General features: G+C 60.2%; 17 protein-coding genes. 5 read left to right on the plus strand and 12 right to left on the minus strand.

The window, feature by feature from the left end; genetic code table 11:
- Positions 1 to 5 precede the first annotated feature (5 nt).
- From ACFO3S_RS03090 to ACFO3S_RS03100, 3 genes are read right to left on the minus strand one after another with little or no spacing between them, the layout of a single operon-like run.
- Positions 6 to 1,502: a Na+/H+ antiporter subunit D gene (locus ACFO3S_RS03090; RefSeq protein WP_378092089.1), complete on the minus strand. Its 1,497-nt coding sequence runs from the start codon at positions 1,500 to 1,502 to the stop codon at positions 6 to 8.
- Positions 1,492 to 1,836 (minus strand): Na(+)/H(+) antiporter subunit C, encoded by a 345-nt coding sequence (locus ACFO3S_RS03095; protein ID WP_378092091.1) that lies wholly within the window; start codon positions 1,834 to 1,836, stop codon positions 1,492 to 1,494. The genes ACFO3S_RS03090 and ACFO3S_RS03095 overlap by 11 nt, the downstream gene beginning before the upstream one ends.
- Entirely contained in the window at positions 1,836 to 4,706 is a 2,871-nt protein-coding gene (locus ACFO3S_RS03100) for a Na+/H+ antiporter subunit A (protein WP_378092093.1), read from the minus strand. The genes ACFO3S_RS03095 and ACFO3S_RS03100 overlap by 1 nt, the downstream gene beginning before the upstream one ends.
- 314 nt (positions 4,707 to 5,020) lie before the next feature.
- Between ACFO3S_RS03100 and ACFO3S_RS03105 the strand changes: the two genes are divergently transcribed.
- The 5 genes from ACFO3S_RS03105 to ACFO3S_RS03125 all read left to right on the plus strand — a co-directional run bounded on the left by ACFO3S_RS03105 (position 5,021) and on the right by ACFO3S_RS03125 (position 8,228).
- Entirely contained in the window at positions 5,021 to 5,224 is a 204-nt protein-coding gene (locus tag ACFO3S_RS03105) for a hypothetical protein (protein WP_378092094.1), read from the plus strand.
- Between the two features lie 99 nt (positions 5,225 to 5,323).
- Positions 5,324 to 5,959: a TetR/AcrR family transcriptional regulator gene (locus tag ACFO3S_RS03110; protein WP_378092096.1), complete on the plus strand. Its 636-nt coding sequence runs from the start codon at positions 5,324 to 5,326 to the stop codon at positions 5,957 to 5,959.
- Positions 5,946 to 6,800, plus strand: coding sequence for an ABC transporter ATP-binding protein (locus ACFO3S_RS03115; protein ID WP_378092098.1), 855 nt, complete (start codon positions 5,946 to 5,948; stop codon positions 6,798 to 6,800). The genes ACFO3S_RS03110 and ACFO3S_RS03115 overlap by 14 nt, the downstream gene beginning before the upstream one ends.
- Complete coding sequence (locus ACFO3S_RS03120; protein ID WP_378092100.1) at positions 6,797 to 7,507, plus strand: fluoroquinolone export ABC transporter permease subunit; 711 nt, start codon at positions 6,797 to 6,799, stop codon at positions 7,505 to 7,507. The genes ACFO3S_RS03115 and ACFO3S_RS03120 overlap by 4 nt, the downstream gene beginning before the upstream one ends.
- Positions 7,500 to 8,228 (plus strand): hypothetical protein, encoded by a 729-nt coding sequence (locus tag ACFO3S_RS03125; RefSeq protein ID WP_378092102.1) that lies wholly within the window; start codon positions 7,500 to 7,502, stop codon positions 8,226 to 8,228. The genes ACFO3S_RS03120 and ACFO3S_RS03125 overlap by 8 nt, the downstream gene beginning before the upstream one ends.
- Before the next feature lie 42 nt (positions 8,229 to 8,270).
- Here ACFO3S_RS03125 and ACFO3S_RS03130 read toward each other — a convergent pair whose 3' ends face one another.
- The 9 genes from ACFO3S_RS03130 to ACFO3S_RS03170 form a co-directional block, all read right to left on the minus strand.
- Positions 8,271 to 8,918, minus strand: coding sequence for an SGNH/GDSL hydrolase family protein (locus tag ACFO3S_RS03130; RefSeq protein WP_378092104.1), 648 nt, complete (start codon positions 8,916 to 8,918; stop codon positions 8,271 to 8,273).
- Complete coding sequence (locus ACFO3S_RS03135; protein ID WP_378092106.1) at positions 8,915 to 9,370, minus strand: helix-turn-helix transcriptional regulator; 456 nt, start codon at positions 9,368 to 9,370, stop codon at positions 8,915 to 8,917. Before ACFO3S_RS03135 ends, ACFO3S_RS03130 begins: the two co-directional genes overlap by 4 nt.
- Positions 9,371 to 9,838: 468 nt before the next feature.
- The gene (locus tag ACFO3S_RS03140) at positions 9,839 to 11,167 is read right to left on the minus strand and encodes a glycoside hydrolase family 140 protein (RefSeq protein ID WP_378092108.1); all 1,329 of its coding nucleotides are present in this window, start codon (positions 11,165 to 11,167) and stop codon (positions 9,839 to 9,841) included.
- 12 nt (positions 11,168 to 11,179) lie between these two features.
- Complete coding sequence (locus tag ACFO3S_RS03145; RefSeq protein ID WP_378092110.1) at positions 11,180 to 11,830, minus strand: GntR family transcriptional regulator; 651 nt, start codon at positions 11,828 to 11,830, stop codon at positions 11,180 to 11,182.
- Positions 11,831 to 11,875: 45 nt separating this feature from the next.
- Positions 11,876 to 12,967, minus strand: a complete 1,092-nt coding sequence (locus ACFO3S_RS03150; protein WP_378092112.1) for a Gfo/Idh/MocA family protein — start codon at positions 12,965 to 12,967, stop codon at positions 11,876 to 11,878.
- An 18-nt stretch (positions 12,968 to 12,985) separates the two neighbouring features.
- Positions 12,986 to 13,846 carry a phosphogluconate dehydrogenase C-terminal domain-containing protein gene (locus ACFO3S_RS03155; protein ID WP_378092114.1) on the minus strand — a complete coding sequence of 287 codons (861 nt, stop codon included), beginning with the start codon at positions 13,844 to 13,846 and terminating at the stop codon, positions 12,986 to 12,988.
- A 62-nt stretch (positions 13,847 to 13,908) separates the two neighbouring features.
- Positions 13,909 to 15,297, minus strand: coding sequence for a four-carbon acid sugar kinase family protein (locus ACFO3S_RS03160; protein WP_378092116.1), 1,389 nt, complete (start codon positions 15,295 to 15,297; stop codon positions 13,909 to 13,911).
- The gene (locus tag ACFO3S_RS03165) at positions 15,294 to 16,577 is read right to left on the minus strand and encodes a ribulose-bisphosphate carboxylase large subunit family protein (protein ID WP_378092118.1); all 1,284 of its coding nucleotides are present in this window, start codon (positions 16,575 to 16,577) and stop codon (positions 15,294 to 15,296) included. Before ACFO3S_RS03165 ends, ACFO3S_RS03160 begins: the two co-directional genes overlap by 4 nt.
- 4 nt (positions 16,578 to 16,581) lie before the next feature.
- Positions 16,582 to 18,453: a D-apionate lactonase family protein gene (locus ACFO3S_RS03170; RefSeq protein ID WP_378092120.1), complete on the minus strand. Its 1,872-nt coding sequence runs from the start codon at positions 18,451 to 18,453 to the stop codon at positions 16,582 to 16,584.
- Positions 18,454 to 18,459 lie beyond the last annotated feature (6 nt).

Raw genomic sequence — 18,459 nt, forward strand, 5'->3', positions numbered from 1 at the left:
GGCCACTATCCTTTCATGACAGCATCGATATAGACGGCAGCATTTCCAAGCACCTCGCTTGCCTGCCTGACCCAACCGTAAACCCATTCTCCGCCCAGTCCCATGGCCGCAAGCAGCCCGAACATGGCCAGCGCTGCGGCCGACATGCCGGTCACGGACCGACGAGTCGAGCCCGATTCGTTCCGGTCAGCCCCGGCCTCTTTTTCCGTCCCCCAGAACGCCATCCGAAAAATGCGCAGCAGCGAATAAAGGACAAAGAAGCTGGAGGCCAGTCCGATCCCGAACAACGCGTACGCCTCCTCCTCCATTCCGCTGCGCAGCAGCAGCAGCTTGCCCGGAAAGCCGCTAAGAGGCGGAATGCCTACCAGAGCCAGCATCGTGCCGAAGAACAGCCAGCCCAGAAGCGGATGGCGCTGGATCAAGGCGCCCATCTCCTGCAGCCGCTCGGTGCCGGATGCCGCAATGAGCCAGCCCGCGAGAACGAACAGCAACGTTTTGGCCAGCATGTCGTGCAGCAGGTAGAAAACGACCCCGTCCCAGGCGTGCGCGGCGCCCAGCGACAAGCCGAAAGCGACAAACCCCACGCCGATAATGACGTTGTAATTAATAATGCGCGGCACGTCCCGATAGGCCGACGCCCCGATGCTGCCGAGAATCATCGTCGCGGCGGCCATGCCCCCGATCCATGCCTGCGTCACTGGAGAATCATGGTAAAAGATGAGGCTGAACGTGCGAATAATCGCATACAGCCCGACCTTGGTCAGCAAGCCCCCGAACAGGGCGCGCACGGCTGCGGGCGGCGCGCTGTACGAGCCGGGCAGCCAGAAGAACAGGAACAGGCCCGCCTTCAAGGAAAAAACGAGCAGCAGAAGGACGGCGATGACGTCCAGCATGCCGTTCTGCCCGACCTCGGCTACGCGCTGCGACAGATGCGCCATATTCAGCGTGCCGAGCATGCCGTACAGATAGGCCATCGCCGCGACGAACAAAGCCGACGACAGAATGTTGGCCATCATGTACTTCAGCGTCTCTCTCAGCTGGCGCTTCGTGCCGCCCAACACCATCATGGCATAGGAAGCGATCAGCATCACTTCGAAGCAGACGAACAGATTAAACAGATCTCCGGTCAGGAAGGACCCGTAGATGCCGACGAGCAGAAACTGGAACAACGGGTAGACGTACATCCGTTCCCGCTGCTCGTCGATCGTCCGAAACATGAACCATAAGCAGAAGGCGCTGATGACGGACGTCGTGAAGACGAGCAAGCCGCTCAGCATGTCCGCCACGAAAACGATGCCGTAAGGCGGCGCCCACCCGCCCAGATGAAGCGTCTGAATGCCGCTGCGATCGATCTGCAGCAGCAGCAGGATGGCGGCGGCCAAGTTAAGCAGCACGCCGATAAAGGCGATCGTCCGCTGAGCGGCCAGCCTGTTGGGCAGGAAAACGAGAATAATGGCCGTCAGCAGCGGGATGAGCAGCGGAAGTACGACGCTATTGTTCATGGTCCGACTCCCCCTTCATCTCTTCCATATCGTCGGTGCCCAGCGATTGATAGGCCCGGTAAGCAAGCACGAACAAAAAAGCGGTGACGCCGAAGCTGATGACGATGGAAGTCAAAATCAGCGCCTGCGGCAGAGGATCGGTGAAGGCGGTTTTGCCGTCCTCCATAATCGGAGCCGCCCCCTGTTTTAGTCGAGCCATCGTCATTAACAGCAAATGAACGCAGTGCGACAGCACAATCGTGCCGAGAATGATGCGAAATACGGTTTTCGACAGCATGAGATAGACCGCCACCGCAAACAGCAGGCCAATGGCCAGCGCCGTAATCAGCTCCATTACCGATCCTCCTCCTTCCCGATCGTCAAAATAATCGTCATCGTCACGCCGACGACGGACAAGTATACGCCGAGATCGAACAGCACCGCCGTAGCCAGCTCCGTATCTCCGAGCAGCGGCAGGTCAAAGTGATCGAACGTGTGACTCAAAAACGGAACGTCGAACAAGAAGGAGCCGACGCCGGTCAACACGGCAATAAGCAGGCCTGCAGTCGTCAGCAGGCGGAATTGGATCGGCAGCACCTTGCGGATGACGTCCAATCCGAAGGCGATCGCCAGCAGCACGAGCGCCGCCGAGGTCATCAGCGCGCCAATAAATCCGCCGCCCGGGTTGTTGTGTCCGGCCAGGAACAGATAAAGCGAGAAGGCGACGATAATGAACACGACGACCTTGGACACCGTCTTCAGGATCACATCGTTGCTTCGATAGTCCGGGATGCCGACCGGGGGCAGCCGCCCTTCCTTCGCTCCCCCCTGTCCCGTCCGTTCCGCAAGCCGCAGTCGGATCATCGAGTAGATGCCCAGCGAGGCAATGCCCAGCACGGTAATTTCCAGCAGCGTATCGAAGCCGCGAAAATCGACCAGGATGACGTTGACCATATTTTTTCCGCCACCGAGGCGGTAGCTTTCGTTAACGAAGAAGCTGGAGATCGACTCGAACGCCCTCGACCCGCTGGCCCCGATGACGATCGCCGTCATGACGATGCCCGCTCCCGCCGCGATAGCCGCATGGAGCCACCTTCTTCGCGGAGGGTTGCCCTGCAGATTGTCCTTGGGCAAATAGCGGAAGCAGAGCAGGAACAGCGCGACCGACACCGTCTCGACAATCATTTGCGTCAGAGCCAAATCCGGAGCGCGATAGAGAACGAACAGCATAGTGACCATATATCCGACAGCTCCGGTTACGAGGATGGCGGCGATCCGGTTCCGGATCCAGGGAACGGTCAGCGCCGAGGCCGCCATCACCAGCACGACAACAGTTTCATAGACCGACGCCGGCGCCAGCTCCATATCCGTCCACCCGATGTCGCCGGCGGTCAGCAAGGTGATGCCCAGCGCTGCGATAAAGAAGACGAAAATATAAACCAAGTAGCGGCGGATCGATCCGGTCATATACCGGTCGGTCAACTGACGCGAGAAGCGGTCCAGGGACCGCAAGCCGCCGTCGTACAGCTGGTTCACGTTCAGGCCGTCCGACCACGTCTTGTTATGGAGCTGAAGCCGCCGATAGAGCAGCACGATACCCGTACCGACGGCAACGACTCCGATCGTCATGAACAGCTCGGTCGTCCAGCCGTGCCAGAATTGGAGATGAACGTCGAACCGCTCTCCATCGGCCAGCAGCAGCGGATGAATCGCCGCCATCGCCGGCTCGACGAGACTGGGGCCCAGCAAGTTAGGAAACACGCCCGTAAGGATCACGAGAGAAGCCAGAATCAGCGGAGAAAAAAGCAAGCCTACCGACGCCTCATGCGGCTGCACGTCCAGCTGATCCTTCTGCAGCTTCCCGCCGAACGTCCGCACGACGAGCACCATGCTGTAGGCGAACGTAAATACGCTGGCGATCCAGGCCACAACCGGCACAAGTCCTCCCCAAACGGTTAGATGGCCAAGCTCGAACTGCCGGATTTGCAACATCGCCGTAAAAAACATTTCCTTGCTCAAAAATCCGTTAAACGGAGGCAGTCCGGCCATAGAGCCGGCTCCGATTAGGGCGAGCGTAAAGGTGACCGGCATGACGGCCATCAGCCCGCCCAGCTTGCGCAGGTCGCGCGTTTTCGTCTCGTGATCCACGATGCCGACGACCATGAACAGCGCGCCCTTGAACATCGCATGATTCAACAAATGGAACAAGGCGGCGGCCGTCGCTTTGGCGTAGAACTCTCCTCCGGCTTCCCCCGTGTAGTAGGCCGACCCGAGCCCCAGCAAGCACATGATCAGCCCCAGCTGGCTAATGGTCGAATAGGCGAGCATCGCCTTTAAATCTTTCTGTTTGATCGCCTGGAAGGAGCCGTACGTCAGCGTGACCAGACCGATGCCGGTAACGAGCCAGAACCATTGCGCCTGCATGGCGAATACGGGCGTCATGCGGGCGACCAGGTACAGGCCGGCTTTCACCATCGTCGCCGAATGCAAATACGCGCTTACAGGCGTCGGAGCTTCCATCGCGTCCGGCAGCCAGATGTGGAACGGAAATTGAGCCGACTTCGTAAAGGCGCCAAGCAGAATGAGCACGAGGGCCGGCACGATGAGCGGATCGGCGGCGAGCTGGGACAGCTGCGGCAGCATCTCCCGCACGCTGAACGTTCCCGTCATGACGTAGAGGAGAATGATCCCCGCCAGCATCGCCAGTCCGCCGAATACCGTAATCAGCATCGATTTCTGCGCGCCGTATTGGGATCGATCCCGATGATGCCAGAAGGCGATCAGCAAAAACGAGGAGATGCTGGTCAACTCCCAAAAGCCGTACAGCACGATCAGGTTGTCCGACAGCACAACCCCCAGCATCGCTCCCATGAAAATCAGCAAATACGTATAAAACGAAACGATCGCTTCCTTGCTCTTGTCCAAATAAAAAATGGAATAGAGAACAACCAGCCCTCCGATCCCGCTGATCAGCAGGGCGAACAGCAGCGAAAGACCGTCCAGATATACGGTGAAGTCAAGCCCGATCGAAGGCATCCAGGCCATGCTTTCCATGACGGACTGCGTGCCTATAAGCGGGAGCTGCATACAGAAATAAATAAACAAGAGGACGGGAATCGGCAGAACGATCCATCCCGTATGAAACGCTCTCAGACGGCCGCCGATAAACGGCAGCAGTCCGGCCCACGCCAATGGGAGCAGTATAGCAGAGTGAAGCCAAGACAATCGTGTTTCCTCCTTCTATCCCTTACATGGATTATTTTTTCCTTTTTTCCACCTGCGGATGCAGAGGCGAAAAATAAAAAAAGAGCCTGTCTGTTGGCAGGCTCCTCCGGATACTACATCAGTATTCAATTCTCTCGTTCGTCCATCTTTCACCTTAACAAGAATACTTCTTTCTCTTTCATTTGTAAAGCTTTTTTGAGGCCAGAGCCTGCTCCGCGTATAATGACCGGCCTGCCGAGGGAACACTCTATCTATAAGTAAGCCTGCCGCCGGGACGATAGAGTCTCGTCGAAAGTTGAACGGAGGAGTTTCCTATGCCTATACGTCAAATTACGGTGAGCGCCCTCCTCTTCGCTGCGATGCTGATTGCGGCCTACTATCTCGATCAGCGGATGGCGGACCGTTCGGAGATCGAGCTGCGCGAAGTCGAGCCTTCGGGCTACGCCGCCAAAACGACCTCCTCCGGAGGAGGAAGCGTTCCATTCTCGCCAAGGGAATACGTGAGAATCGTGAAATAACCCGGCAAGTCGAGCCGCCGAAGTCGGGCGGTTTTTTGTTGCGCTTTTTTTATGAATGAATTAATATTTTATTCATAAATTCACAAGTAGGTGATGAATATGCCCCGTAAATTCGATCCGGACGAAAAGTCGCGGATTCAACGAAAATTGCTCGAAGCCGGCCGTTCTCTCTTTGCGAAATACGGCTTCAAGAAAACGAATGTAGGCGAGCTGGCGAAGGCAGCGGGAATCGCCTCGGGCACGTTTTATTTATTTTACCGTTCCAAAGAGGAGCTGTTCTTCGAGCTGATGGAAGAGGAGGAGCGAAGCATCCAGCAAGCGGTTCTCGCACGGCTTGAGAACGCTTCGGAGAGCAAGGACGCGATTCGCCTCCTGTTTAAGGAGGGCTTTCGATTGATGACGGAAAGTCCGATTCTTCGCGAGGTTCTTCTTCCCGAACAACTGGAGGCCGTCATGCGCAAGCTGCCCCCGGAAAAAATGGAACGCAATTACGCTATGGATGTCCGGAAGCTGTCGCCGCTGATCCGGCGATGGCAAGAAGACGGCGCATTGCGCGCGGACATGAGCCCCGAGATCATCGTCAGCATGCTGCGTTCTCTTCTGCTGCTCTCGCTTCATAAGCAAACGATCGGAGAGTCCGTCTACGAGGCGACGATGGAGGCTCTGATTGGCGCCGTCGCCGACGGGCTTTCCGTCGAAAAAGAGGGAGGACGACCGCATCATGATCGAGGTTAGCGGATTGACGTATGCTTACCCGTCCACGCGTCGGCATGCGCTGCGCGGACTCGACTTTCGCATCGGTCGAGGCGAAATCTTCGGTTTCCTTGGTCCCTCCGGAGCAGGCAAGAGCACGACGCAGAACGTCCTCATCGGCAAGCTCCGGAAATACGGCGGTTCCGTCCGCATATTCGGACAGGAGATCCGTTCCGCCAGTTCGGACTATTACGAGCGAATCGGAGTCGCGTTCGAATTCCCCCATTTTTACGGACGGTTTACTGCACTGGAAAACCTGACTCATTTCGGCGCTCTCTACCGAAGCCGAAGCGTCGACCCGATGCGGCTGCTGGAACAGGTCGGACTGGAGGAAGCCGCCCATACGAAGGTCGAACGATTCTCCAAAGGAATGAAGATGCGGCTGAATTATTGCCGTTCCGTGCTGAACGACCCGGATCTGCTGTTTCTCGACGAACCGACCTCCGGGCTTGATCCGGCCCATGCCGACAAGCTGAAGCGGCTTATTGAAGCCCGGCGCGCGGCAGGTACGACGGTCTTGCTTACGACGCATAACATGCAGGCCGCCGAGCAATTGTGCGACCGGGTCGCCTTCATCGTAGACGGGGAAATCCGGCTGATCGACACTCCGCGCCATTTGAAGCTTCTGGGCGGTGAACGCAAGGTCAGGGTCGAGTATGAGCAGGGCGACGCGCGGTTAACCGAGGAGTTCCCGCTTGAAGGCATCGGAGCCGACGAAAGATATCTGGCTTTGATCCGCTCGCATCGCATTGTAACCATGCATACGCTGGAAGCTTCGCTGGAGGACGTATTTATGACGGTTACGGGGAGAGCCCTCCGATGAGGACGTGGAGCATGTTGTGGTTCGACGCGCGGTTTCAGTGGAGGCAGCGGTTTTATTTCGTTTATCTGTTCGTATGCGCGGTTTATATCGGCCTCCTGCATGCGATACCGGATTCGTATGCGAGCGGCGCGCTGGTTCTGCTTACGTTCTCCGATCCGTCTGCGCTCGGCCTTCTGCTCGCGGGAGGCATCCTGCTGCTGGAGCGGGCTCAAGGCATTTGGAACAGTCTGTTCGCGACGCCCGTTCGACTGTGGGAGTATTTGCTGGCCAAATGTCTGTCCCTCGGCTTGTTGTCTTTGGCGGCTGCGTTCGCGATTCATCTTTCCGTTAAAGGTTGGCCGATGGCCCCGATCTATTTCTCGCTTGGCGTCTTGCTGACCTCATGTTTCTTTACCTTGATCGGCATTGCTGCCTCGCTACACAGCCGGTCGATCAACGGCTTCCTGATCCGTTCGCAGGCGTACTCGCTCGTATTTGCTCTTCCCGTTCTCGGATATTTGAACGTATTCGATACGCCGCTCTACCGGGTTCTCCCCTCCCAAGGCTCCCTGGTGCTGCTGTCCGGCGCGATTCGCCCTCCTTCGCCGGGAGAAGCGGGATACGCCGTCGCCGTACTCGTTGTCTGGGTTGGGCTCGCCGGATTTTTCACGCTGCGTCTGCTAAACAGGACGGTAAGACACTTAGATGGAGGGCATCGCAATGAATAAGTATCGAACGCTGCTCTCCGGCGATATGCGAAGCTTGGCCAAAGACCCGATGCTCCTGCTCGTTCTGATCGGGCCGCTGCTGCTGATCGTATTCACCCGATGGGGATTGCCTCCGGTTTCGGAGTGGCTTTCGTCTGAAAACGGCTTTGACCTGCTCGCGCATTCGGCCTTCATCTCGGTACTCATGCAGGCGCTGATCGCGCAATTAATCGGCGTTGCGGCCGGATTGCTGATGCTGGATGAACGGGACGAACGCATCGTCGATTATTATGCCGTTACGCCGCTTCGCAAAAGCGGGTATGTCGCCTACCGTCTCGTTCTTCCGGTTCTAATCTGCGTCGGCATGTCGCTTCTGTTCGTTTCCTTCTCCGGCATGTCCGGACCGACGGGCGGCCGCACGCTTCCGCTTCTTCTGTTCGTGATGGAAGCGCCGTTATTCGCCCTGTTTCTCGTTGCCTTCGCGGCCAATAAAGTCGAGGGCTTGGCTCTGTCCAAGCTGATCGTCCTGACGCTTCTCGGTCCGATTAGCGCTTGCTACGTCGCCGAGCCTTGGCAATGGGTCGCCGGGTTTCTCCCGACCTATTGGCCTGCCAAGCTGAGCCTTGAGCTTGCCGCAGGTGCCGGCTGGCAGCGGCAGGCGCTTCTATTCGGGGCCGGGCTTGCCCTTCGTTCGCTGCTGCTGTACGGATTGCTGCGGCGTTTTCTCAGCCGCGTCGAGTAGCGAGAACAAGCCAGAGAACAGACCAAAGAACAGGCGCTTGACCTAAGACGACGGCCGTTCGCTGGCTGCCGCGCGCACCTCGGGCAGCAGCAAATCGCATACGATTCGATGTTCCTCTCTCGTCAAGTGCACCCCGTCCTTGCCTTCCGCACGGAGGTGAACGGACAGATCGACGAGGCGGCACCCTTCCCGCTCCGCAAGCCGTCGATAGCAGCCCGGCAGCTGCGCGTATTTCTCATGCGCTCCGGCCAGCATGTCCGCGAATGGCGTATGTGCGGCGATCGGCGGAGGAACGACCAGAACGATCTCCGGCGCGCCTCCGGACGGGCCGCACCCGCTCTTGCGAACCGTATCGATCAGCAAGCCCATTCCTTCCGCGATGCGATCCGGCGACGCCTGGAACCTCGCTTTCAGATCGTTCGAACCGAGCGCCAGCAGGACGACGTCGATCGGCTTGTGACTATGCAAGCAGGGAAGCAGATAAGTATAGCCGTTCTTATAAGCGCCCTCGACCGGATCGTCGAAGACGGTCGTCCGTCCGCTCAGCCCCTCCTCGATCACACGGTAGCCCGCGCCGAGCCCGCTTTGAAGCCGCCCGGTCCATCGTTCCCCAATCCCGAACCGGATGCCGTCCGTATCCGGGTTCCATCCCCACGTGTTGGAATCACCGTAGCATAAAATCGTTTTCATTTTTTGTCCTCCCGGTCATCGAAGTTCGTTTTTTCTTTTTCCGAGCCGCCTCGGGCGGATTTGCGATACGTTCCCGGCTGCATGCCCGTATGCTTGCGGAATACCTGGCTGAAATACCGTTGATCTTTGAAGCCGACGCATTCCGCGATTTCGTACGTTTTCAGGTGGCTGTCGGATAGCAGCGCCTTGGCCTTCTCCATCCTCGCCGCCGTCAGGTAGTCGTGAAACCCTTCCCCGGTCTCGTTCTTGAATAAAGCGCAGAAATAGTACTTGTTGATGAAGTAGCGCTGCGAGATCTCCTCCAAGGACGCGGTGGCGCAATGGTCCTGCACGTATTGCTTCACCCTGACGACCAGCTCCTTGCCGGTCAGCGCCCGTCGGTTCGTACGGCTGCCGCCCTCGCAGCAATCGACCAGCTGCAGGAGAGACCGCCGAATGCGGCCAAGCTCCATCTCCTCCAGATCCCGCTTCAGCTGGAAGAGAATATCCCGGACCTCCGCGTGTCCGCTCCCGCCGATCGTCTCGAGCGTTCGCAGCGCCTGTCTGATCTCTCCTGCCGTGCGGATTCATCTCGGTGTACTGCGCCCAAATCTCTTCCTGCTGCTGCTGCCACTCCGGCTGCGTCGCCATCACTTCAATCTCCACCGGCAGCTTGTCGCCCTCGCCCTTCGCCGTCTGGCCGGCGGAAGGCGAAGCTTCGTTCGTCCCTGCGCTTCTCGCGCATGCCGACAAGAGCAGAGCGCCGGTCAGGACGAACGCCAGCAGGCCGCCTGTCCATTTTCTGACCATCGAATCCCACCTCTTCATCGATTGTTCTTACGTCTTCAATGTAGAACAATCGCAGAGCGGGGAACATCCGAATTATTTAACAGGAATGTGGAAAAAATCGTGTAAGCCGCCTTGAGCGGCGGAGCGTCCCGTCACGCCTGATCCAGGCAAAGCAGCCAATCGCATCCTCTGCCGCTGGACGGCGGCTGGAAGCGCCGAACGCCGCCGCCCTCGATCTCCCCGATCGGCCGAGACGCGCCGGTGCGCGCGCAATACCAGCTCGCCAGCAGGCGATCGGCGCCGATCCGCCCCACATTCGCTTCGACCGGCAGCCCGTTCGGGCAATAGACGATCCCGTAGCCGGGGCCTCTGGCAGCCGTCATATAGTTGGAGCCGGTATACGGATTCGCGATAAGCTCCTGATCCGGCTCTCTTCCGTTCATGTCCCTCGATTCGAACAATCTCCTCAGATGCCGCATCTGCTCGGCTCCCGGGCGCCGCAGCGCGTCCTTCCAGCTCATGATGAAGGATTCGCCCGAGCCGGCGAATTCGCCGGTCCCGCTCGAGCCGTCATACATCGCCCAGACCGAATGATGCCCGTAGGTGTGACCGAACCCGCCGGCCAGCACCGCGTAATACGCCGCCTTGCGCACGTCGGCTTCGTCGAAATAGCCGTTGTCGCTGTGAAAGCCTCGCGGAATATCCTCATAACAGGGCTCGGCGTCCAGCGTCGGCTTGACGGGCAGCTTGGCGTAATCCTGCTGAACCAGCCTGTAGTTCGTCCGTTCCCCCATGCTGTGAGAAGATTGGATCATATTGAAGTCGAGCCACGGCTCATGATGCACGTGCAGCGAGGAGGAGACCCCACCGTTCGGGTGGAAGGTGATCAGATGGCGCCCCTCATCTCCTTCCTTCAAGCCGCGTGCCAGTTGATTCGTTATATCAAAATGAAGCCGGGTATGCAGCGGACGGTCTCCGCCGAGCACCCATACGATGTTCGAGGCGCGCTTGTAGCGCGACCCGAGCCACCGTCCATAGGCGTAGGCATTGTCCGGGGTGAAGATCTCCGGCCCCGTGCCCCACATCCGGTTGAACTTGTCTCCCCAAGTCGGCAGTAGCGCAACATAGATTCCGCAGTCCGCCGCCGTCTGCACGATGTAGTCCACGTGATCCCAGTAGGAATAATCGCCTTCTTCATCCGGCAGCGCCGGATCGACCCGGCCGTCCGGGCGAACCGTCAGCGGCTTGCGGCCGTACACGTTGCCGGTCGTCCCGTTATCGAACTCCGCCAAGGCGACGGCCTGCACCACATTAAACGACTGCTCCGCTCTTGTTCTCAAGTAGAAGTCGGCATCCTCCCGGTTCAGCTTGTGGAACAGCTCCCACGCGGTGTCGCCAAGCCAGAAGAACGGCGTGCCGTCGGCCTTCTCCAATCCCCGACGATTGCCGTTTACCCGCAATAAGGGCGTCGATTCGCTCATCCCTATTCCCCCTTAAGTCGTCAGAATGCCTTTGCCGAAAGCCAGATGCTCCCGGATCAGCACCTTGCACGCCTCAACGTCGCCTTCGTTCAGCGCGCGGGCGATGTTCCGATGGTCCTCGTAAGCGGCGCCCATCCGGTTCGGCACCCTGCGGATAACGCGAAGCGCGAAGCGGTACAGATGCGCTTGGTACATCGTCATGACGGAATGAATCTCGGCGTTGCCGGAAAACCGGCTCAGCAGCAAGTGAAAATCGGAGTCCGCTTTCGTGAACCCCGTCTCGTCCTCCTCCTCGGCCAACCGTTTCTGCTCCGCCAGATTGCGCTCCAGCATCTCGATTTCCGCTCTTTTCAATTGACCGGCGATTTGCTCGCAGACGTACAGCTCCAGCGCAACGCGCAGCTCGAAGATGTCCCTGACCTTGTCGTGAGAAAGCTCCTTGACGATAATGCCTTGCTTGGGAGACACTTGAACGAATCCTTCGGCCTCCAACCGGTCGAGCGCGGATTTGATCGGCGTCTTGCTCATGCCCAGATAATCGATCAGCTTGCTCTCCGACAAAAATTGCCCCGGCTCGAACGTCTCGTTCAAAATCGCTTCGTGAATGAGACGGTAGGCTTTTTCTTTTAACAGTTCAGTTGGCTTTGTCGCGGAATCGCTCATTCGGTATCATCCATTCTTGTGCTTAATCGTTTCTCGTGCGTAATGCTATCCTGGCTGCGCAACGTCCGTGCCTTCAGCACGCTTCGGCCGAAAAGCGCCGGCAGGATCGTGCACCGCCTCGCGGCGCTCCGCGCTCCGGTAGACCGAGAAAATCAGGCTCAGCGTCTTCAGATTGTCTTCGCCGCTTGTCTGGAACGGCTGGCCGGAATTCAAGCAGTCGATGAAATGCGACTGCAGCCGATAATGGCTCTCCGCATGGTCGAGCTCCGTCCGCTCGGCGAGCGTCGTCTCGACGCCGCCGGCGTCGATCAGCGCGATTCGGCCTCCGGCATACAGCTTCAGCGTCCCCCGATCGCCCTCGATCGCGATTTGCTCCCGATGCTCCGCCCGGACCGGCTCGCCGGGCGGTCCGTCCAATTCCCGGCGAGTCGCCCAGCTCATGTCCATTATCACGTAAGCGTCGTCGTACCCGAGCGTGACGATTCCGGAGTCCTCGCCGGCAATATGCGGGCTGATGCGCAATGTCTCCGCATACAGCCGCTTCGGATCGCCGAAGAAAAACCTCAGCGTATCGAACCAGTGCGCCCCCATCTCGTAGAACAGGAGGCGCGGCATCTCGCGGAAGAAGGGCTGCGGCAGCGGCGTGCCCGGCGCCATTCTCGGCGTATAGTAGTCCGTATGGATGTAGCGGCAAACTCTGACCCGGCCGAGCGTTCCTTCGTCCAGCACCTTCTTGATCAGCTGATTCGGCTGCAGCCATCGCCAGTTTTCGGTCACCATCAGCCGGACGCCGCATTCCCGGACCACCCTTACCATTTCCTCGGCTTCTTCCGGCGACATGGCGAACGGCTTCTGGCACATGATATGCTTGCCCGCCCGAGCCGCTCGGGTAACCAGATCCAGATGCGTCTCGGGGCCGGTGGCAATGTCGATAATCTGCAAGTCGTCTCTCTGGAGGAAGGCCTCCAAGTCCGTATAGAGATGCTCCGGCGGAATGCCGAATTCCAGACCGCGCTGCTCCAGCTTGCCTCGGCTCCTGTTGCACAGTGCGGCAACATGCACGCCGGGAATTCTTCTCCACGCCGTCAGATGATTCGCCGACCAATACCCGGTGCCGATCAATCCTACTCTCCACATGGCTGTCGCCGCCTCCCGTTAATCCTTATTCCGAACAAGCTCCAGCTTCTCCGGATGCAGCATGACATCGATCTGCTCGCGGACGCTGTCCGGATCGAACAACCTCTCCCAGCCTTCCTTGAGCCAGTAGCGGCGGCCGTATTCCATCGCGACCAGGCAGGCGTCGGAGAACGGGTTGCCCGCCTCTCCGAAAGCGATCGCCAGCTCGATCTGCAGGTGCCCCAGCATGAAATCTCTGGCCGCTTCGGGCGGCACCCCGCGGCGCACCGCTTCGTCCATCGCCTGCCGCAGGAACATCGCGGCTGCCGCGCCGATCGTCTCGGCCATCGTCGGCTCCAGAATCGCCATCTGCTCTACGGTTATCCGATGGATGCGCGTCACCGGGGCATACATGGCGCGCACGATGTCTTCTCCCGCTTCATAGCGGCCTTCCGGCCCCTGCATCAGCGCGCAGACGACCGCCTGCTTGGCATGGATGCCGCCGAAGTAGTCCCGGCGCGCGGCCGGTTCCGTCTCGTCGTTGAAAACCGGAGGATGGCACGGATGCGCGACCAGATAGGCGACGTCTTCGCGCGGCGGAAGATGCCCCATGTGGGCGGCGGCGGGATCGAGCACGATCAGCGTCGCTCCCGGCTTCATTCGCGGAACGATCTCGCTTGCGACTTGACCGATGACGATGTCGGGAACGGCCAGAATGACGGCGTCGGCCGAAGGGACCGCTTGCGCCTGAGGCGTTGCCGTCAAGCCGCGCTGCCGCAATTGCTCGAGCCCCCGCTCGCTGACCTCCACATATTTCGTATCGTACGGCGTCTTAAGCAAATTATCGGTAATTCTGCAGCCCATTTTACCGCCTGCGCCAATTAATGCCAGTGTCGTCATCGTTATCTCTCCTTAGTATTAGGAATCGTTCATCGGCATCGACGCGAGTCAACCGGAGTCGATTACCGCCCTTGCAGCACCCGCGAGAAATAGTCCGCTTTTCCGACCTGGCCGCCTTTGAGCGCGATTTCGATGCCGTCGAAAACCGGATCGTCGGAATAACCGCGGCACAGCGGACCGCCCGGATCGAGCGGCATCGCGGTTTCCAGCGCGTAGATGCCCAGCTCGCGCGTGACATACCCCGAAGTATCGCCGCCCGCAACGAGCACGCGAGTCAGTCTGTTCGCCGCCGCGAGCTCTCGCGTCAGACGCCCGAGCTGCTCCCCGATGAGCGGTCCCGCGTCCGCCGCGGACACTCGTCCGCTTCCAACCGCGCTTAGCCGCTGCCTGGTCTCCTGAATCGCTGCATCCTCCGAGCCCAATGCCGTATACAAGAGAGGGCTGCCGCCCTGCCGCAAAATCTCGTTCGCCTTTTCCGCCAGCCTGCTTCGTTCCCGTTCCGCTTCCGCGCGATCGACCAGCCTCTCCGTACGAACGGGAACGCCGACGAAGCCGTGGTCGAGCGCGTGCCGAATCTGCGATTCGGTCACCGGGGAACAGCTGCCCGAGACGGCAAGCAACTGGCGGACAGGGCCGCTCGACTGCAGGCGGACTGCGGATTCCGCACTCGTCAGTCCGGTCTCCCGCCAATGAGCCGCCAGCGCGTATTCGATGCCCGAAGAGCCGACGACAAACCGGCTGTCCCCTGAAGCGGCCGCTTCCCAGATCAGGCCGCCTGCCCGCTCCAGCCGTTCCTCGTCCAGCACGTCGTACAGCAGCACGTCCGGCGATTCGGACATTCTCGCCGCCAGCCGTTCCTTGACGCGAGCCCGATCGCCCGCCAGGTCGAGAATATCCATCAACCCGATCGATCTGTTTGTCTGCCGGGACAGATGGGCGCGAATATCGGCCTCGTCCATCGGAGTCACCGGGTGACGGGCCATCGTCGGGTGCCGGTCGAGACGATGGACGGCGCCGTCCGCATAAGCGTAATGAGTTCCGAAAACCGTATACCGCCGCAGCTGCGGAACGCCGACAAGCAGCGGAACGCCAAGCTGCCCGGGCCAGTAGCTTGCGGCCAGATCGATGGCTCGCCCGATGCTTCCGATCTTCGGAGAGGAATCGAAGGTGGAGCAGATCTTGTAATGTACGATCGGAGCCGCAATCTCCCGCAATCGCTCGAAGACCGGCCCCAGCTCCCGCTCCATCTCATCGGCGGCCAAGGATCTGCTGATTCCCGCCACGCCGAAGGCCCGGATGTTCGGGAACTTCTCCGCGAGCCGTTCGGCGGTCGGCGGCTCCAGAAACAGCACGGTCGGCACGCCGCTTAAAGCCAGCGCTTCCATGACGTCCGTCGAGCCGGTAAAATCGTCGCCGTAGAACGACAGCAGCAATCCCGAATCACGCTTCAACCCGCGTTCCCCCCTTGCCGCTTGCCCCCGAACTTTTCCAGAGCCCGCTTCAGCTCCGGATGCGAATCCGCGTACGCAGATGCGCTGATTCCCAGATTTGCCGCTTCCCAGGCCTGCCTCATGCTGAGAACGCCGGCCCGGGGCCCGTCGGGGTGCGCCATAATACCGCCGCCAGCCACGTGCAGCAGATCGCGCGTGCCGAGCTCGCGGTACGTCTCCTCCACGCTGGCCGCCGATTGTCCGCTCGACAGCACCGGCATCGCTTCATAGCCGCCTAGCAGCGGCTCCCGAATGGCCTGTACCGAGCGAATGACCGACTCGTTGCTCTCATAGAACTTGCTGTTGAGCGCGTTCACATGCAGATGATCGGCCCCGGCCAGTCGGCACAGCTTCTGATAGGCGACGAACGACATGCCGAGCATCGGACAGCGCGTCATCATCCCCCATTGATTGCGGTGACCGTGGATCGGGAGCTCGCTATAGCGGTTCAGATGGGCCAGTCCGGCTAATCCGATGCTCTGCATGCTGACCATGACGCACGTGCCGCCCGAAGCGGCGACCAGGTCGTGACGTCGCTTCAGCTCGTCGATCTCCCCGGTAATGTTGAACGCATACATCGCCTTGCGTCCGGTCCGGTCGCTGGCCCGCTCGATTTCCTCCATCACAGCTTTGACCTTAAGCTCGAACGGGGCGAACAGGGGGCTCGCATTCAGCTCGTCATCCTTAATGAAGTCCAATCCCGCGTCGATCAGTTCCCTTACGGTCGAACGCAGCTCCTCGACGGTCAAGCCTACGCTCGGCTTGACAATCGTGCCGATGATCGGGCGATCCTGGACGCCGGCCAGCCTGCGCGTGCCCGCCACCCCGAACTTCGGTCCGGCGTACGCGGCGGCGAATTCCTCCGGCAGATCCAGATCGAGCAGGCGTATGCCGGAAAATTCCTTTAGCTCGTACAGGTTGCCGGCGACCGTCGCCAACAGGTTTGGAATGGACGGCCCGAAATTGGGGTACGGAAACTCAAGCACGATCTCGCAGCGGCGGTAGCTGCCGTCATGTCCCTTCGGCGTCGCCGAGCCGGGCAACGACGGCTGTCCGACGACTTCCGTCTCGCGGACGGAGACGATTCGGGCGGCGCTTCTCGCTCTCACCTCATCGGTCTCTCCGGGAACGGCAATGAACGTGCCGGTCGACTGCTCCCCCGCCATCGCTTCGGCGGCGCGCGCCGGCTCATACGGCGTCTCGATCCAGTAGGTCGCGCGAACAACTGATGATTTCGACATGATTTCACGATCCTTTCTTATTCTCCGTCTCCTCCGCCGCACGATCGTCCAGTCGAATGCAGCCGTACGGCTGAAGCGTCCGAAGCAGCCGTCTGCCGGCCGGTATGCGCATGCGTTCCGGCACATGTCCGGCTTGGCCGCCGTACTCCGTGACGAATAGGGGGGTCGAGTCCCCGCCGACATCGATCTCCACCTCCAGCGCCTCGTTCTCCAGATTGGCGACCAGGAGCCGCAGGCTCCCCTCGGGGCGTCGAAGAGCGAGCGCCGCCGCCTGTCTCGAGGAGCAATGGACGTTCAGAACGCGGGCATCCGGCTCATCCATGACGTCCTGCAGCAGAAAGATCAACGGAGCCGGCACGCCTTCCGGCGCAAGTCCGAGCGGTCCGGACGCCTCGTAATAGGTGAGCCGGCGAATTTCCGGCACGCATAGCGCGGCCAGGCTGCCCAACGTCCAGGCTGTGCCGAATAGCGTGCCTTGACGAGCGTCTATTCGCTCGGCGACCGGGATGCCGGCGTCTCCGGACGTCGCGTTCGGATTCAGACGCGGCTTGAAGGTGATCGGTCCGATGCTGAGCGGCTTGCCGGTCTTGATTGCGGCATCGCGAGCCGTCTCTCTCTGAGCCGCCAGCGTCTCCATCAGAGACCGGTCGTCGAAGGCGTGGACCTGCGGATTCATCGTGTAAGACGCGAATTCCATCTCCGCCAGCGGCAGCTGCGCACGATTGAACTCCGCGTAATAAGCGCGCGTTCCTCCGCCGACAGGCAGCGCCGTCCCGGAGAAACGCAGGGCGCGACGTACGCTGCGGATCGCGGCTGCGTCCGTCACCATCGAGCCTGCCGCATAGGGGATCAGCCACAGGCCGCGCTCACGCGTTCCCGTCCCGCCCCGGGATGCGGCAAGCCTTGCGGCCAGCTCCCCCGCCCTCCGGCCGTCTTCGTCCAGCAGCGCTTCCAGCTCCAGCCCGCAGCCGATTCGATCCGCCGCTTCCATGGCCGCCTCCAGTCGTCTCGGCCAATCGTCGCGGGACAGATCAACCGTGCCGCGCAAATGCGAAGGTCTCAGCCTCGCCAGCCATTCGGCGGCCTGAGAGTCGAACTCGCTCGCCTCCATCGCAACACCGATGCCCGGCAGGGCCCAGCTCGCTTCCGGCCGGACAACAATTCGCACCGCATCCCGGGGACGGCCTCCGCCGACGGTCCTTCTTCCTCCGTCATTCTCGTCCGTACCGCTCCGTTCGATATCGATCGATATCGACTGTGCGATCCGCTCCCCGGCCCGGACGAGTACGGGATAAGGAAGGGATAACGGCGTGCAGTACGTTTTGTAAGAAGCGTCCGTCCAGTTGCGCTGGTCCTCCATTTCGAACAGATCGCCCGAGAACGTCAAGCGCACGCGGCAGCCGGGCACGGGCTCGTACGCCATCGCCCGAATCGCCTTGAACGGCTGATGCGGAGCGATCCGTTCAGGGAATACGCCTCTCTCGACTCCTCCCTCCGTCTGCACCTCGAGCGGCAATCCGGCGAAATCCATCGGATGCAGCACGCAGAACCCGATCCGGTTTTTCAGGAACGCCATGCGGGCCCGGCCTTCGAAGTCAAACCGAATGCGGTCCGGCGCCATCCGAATGAGACCGGTCCATTCGAAGTCGATCTCCTCCTGCACATGACGGCAATGGAACTGCACGGTCGCTTCATCGTTAAACGTCCGTACAGGCTCGACCTCCAGTCTGGGAATCACCGTTCCCCAATTTCGGTCTCTTACCGCCGCATAGATGCCGCGAACGATCTCCGCTCCCTGATAGGCGATCGATCGCAGTCCTCCTTCCTCGAACGTGGCTTGAAGCGGGCCTGCACTCAACTTTACGGGTGACGGCATTTCGTT

This window comes from Cohnella hongkongensis, from assembly GCF_042654645.1.
Lineage (GTDB): Bacteria > Bacillota > Bacilli > Paenibacillales > Paenibacillaceae > Cohnella > Cohnella hongkongensis.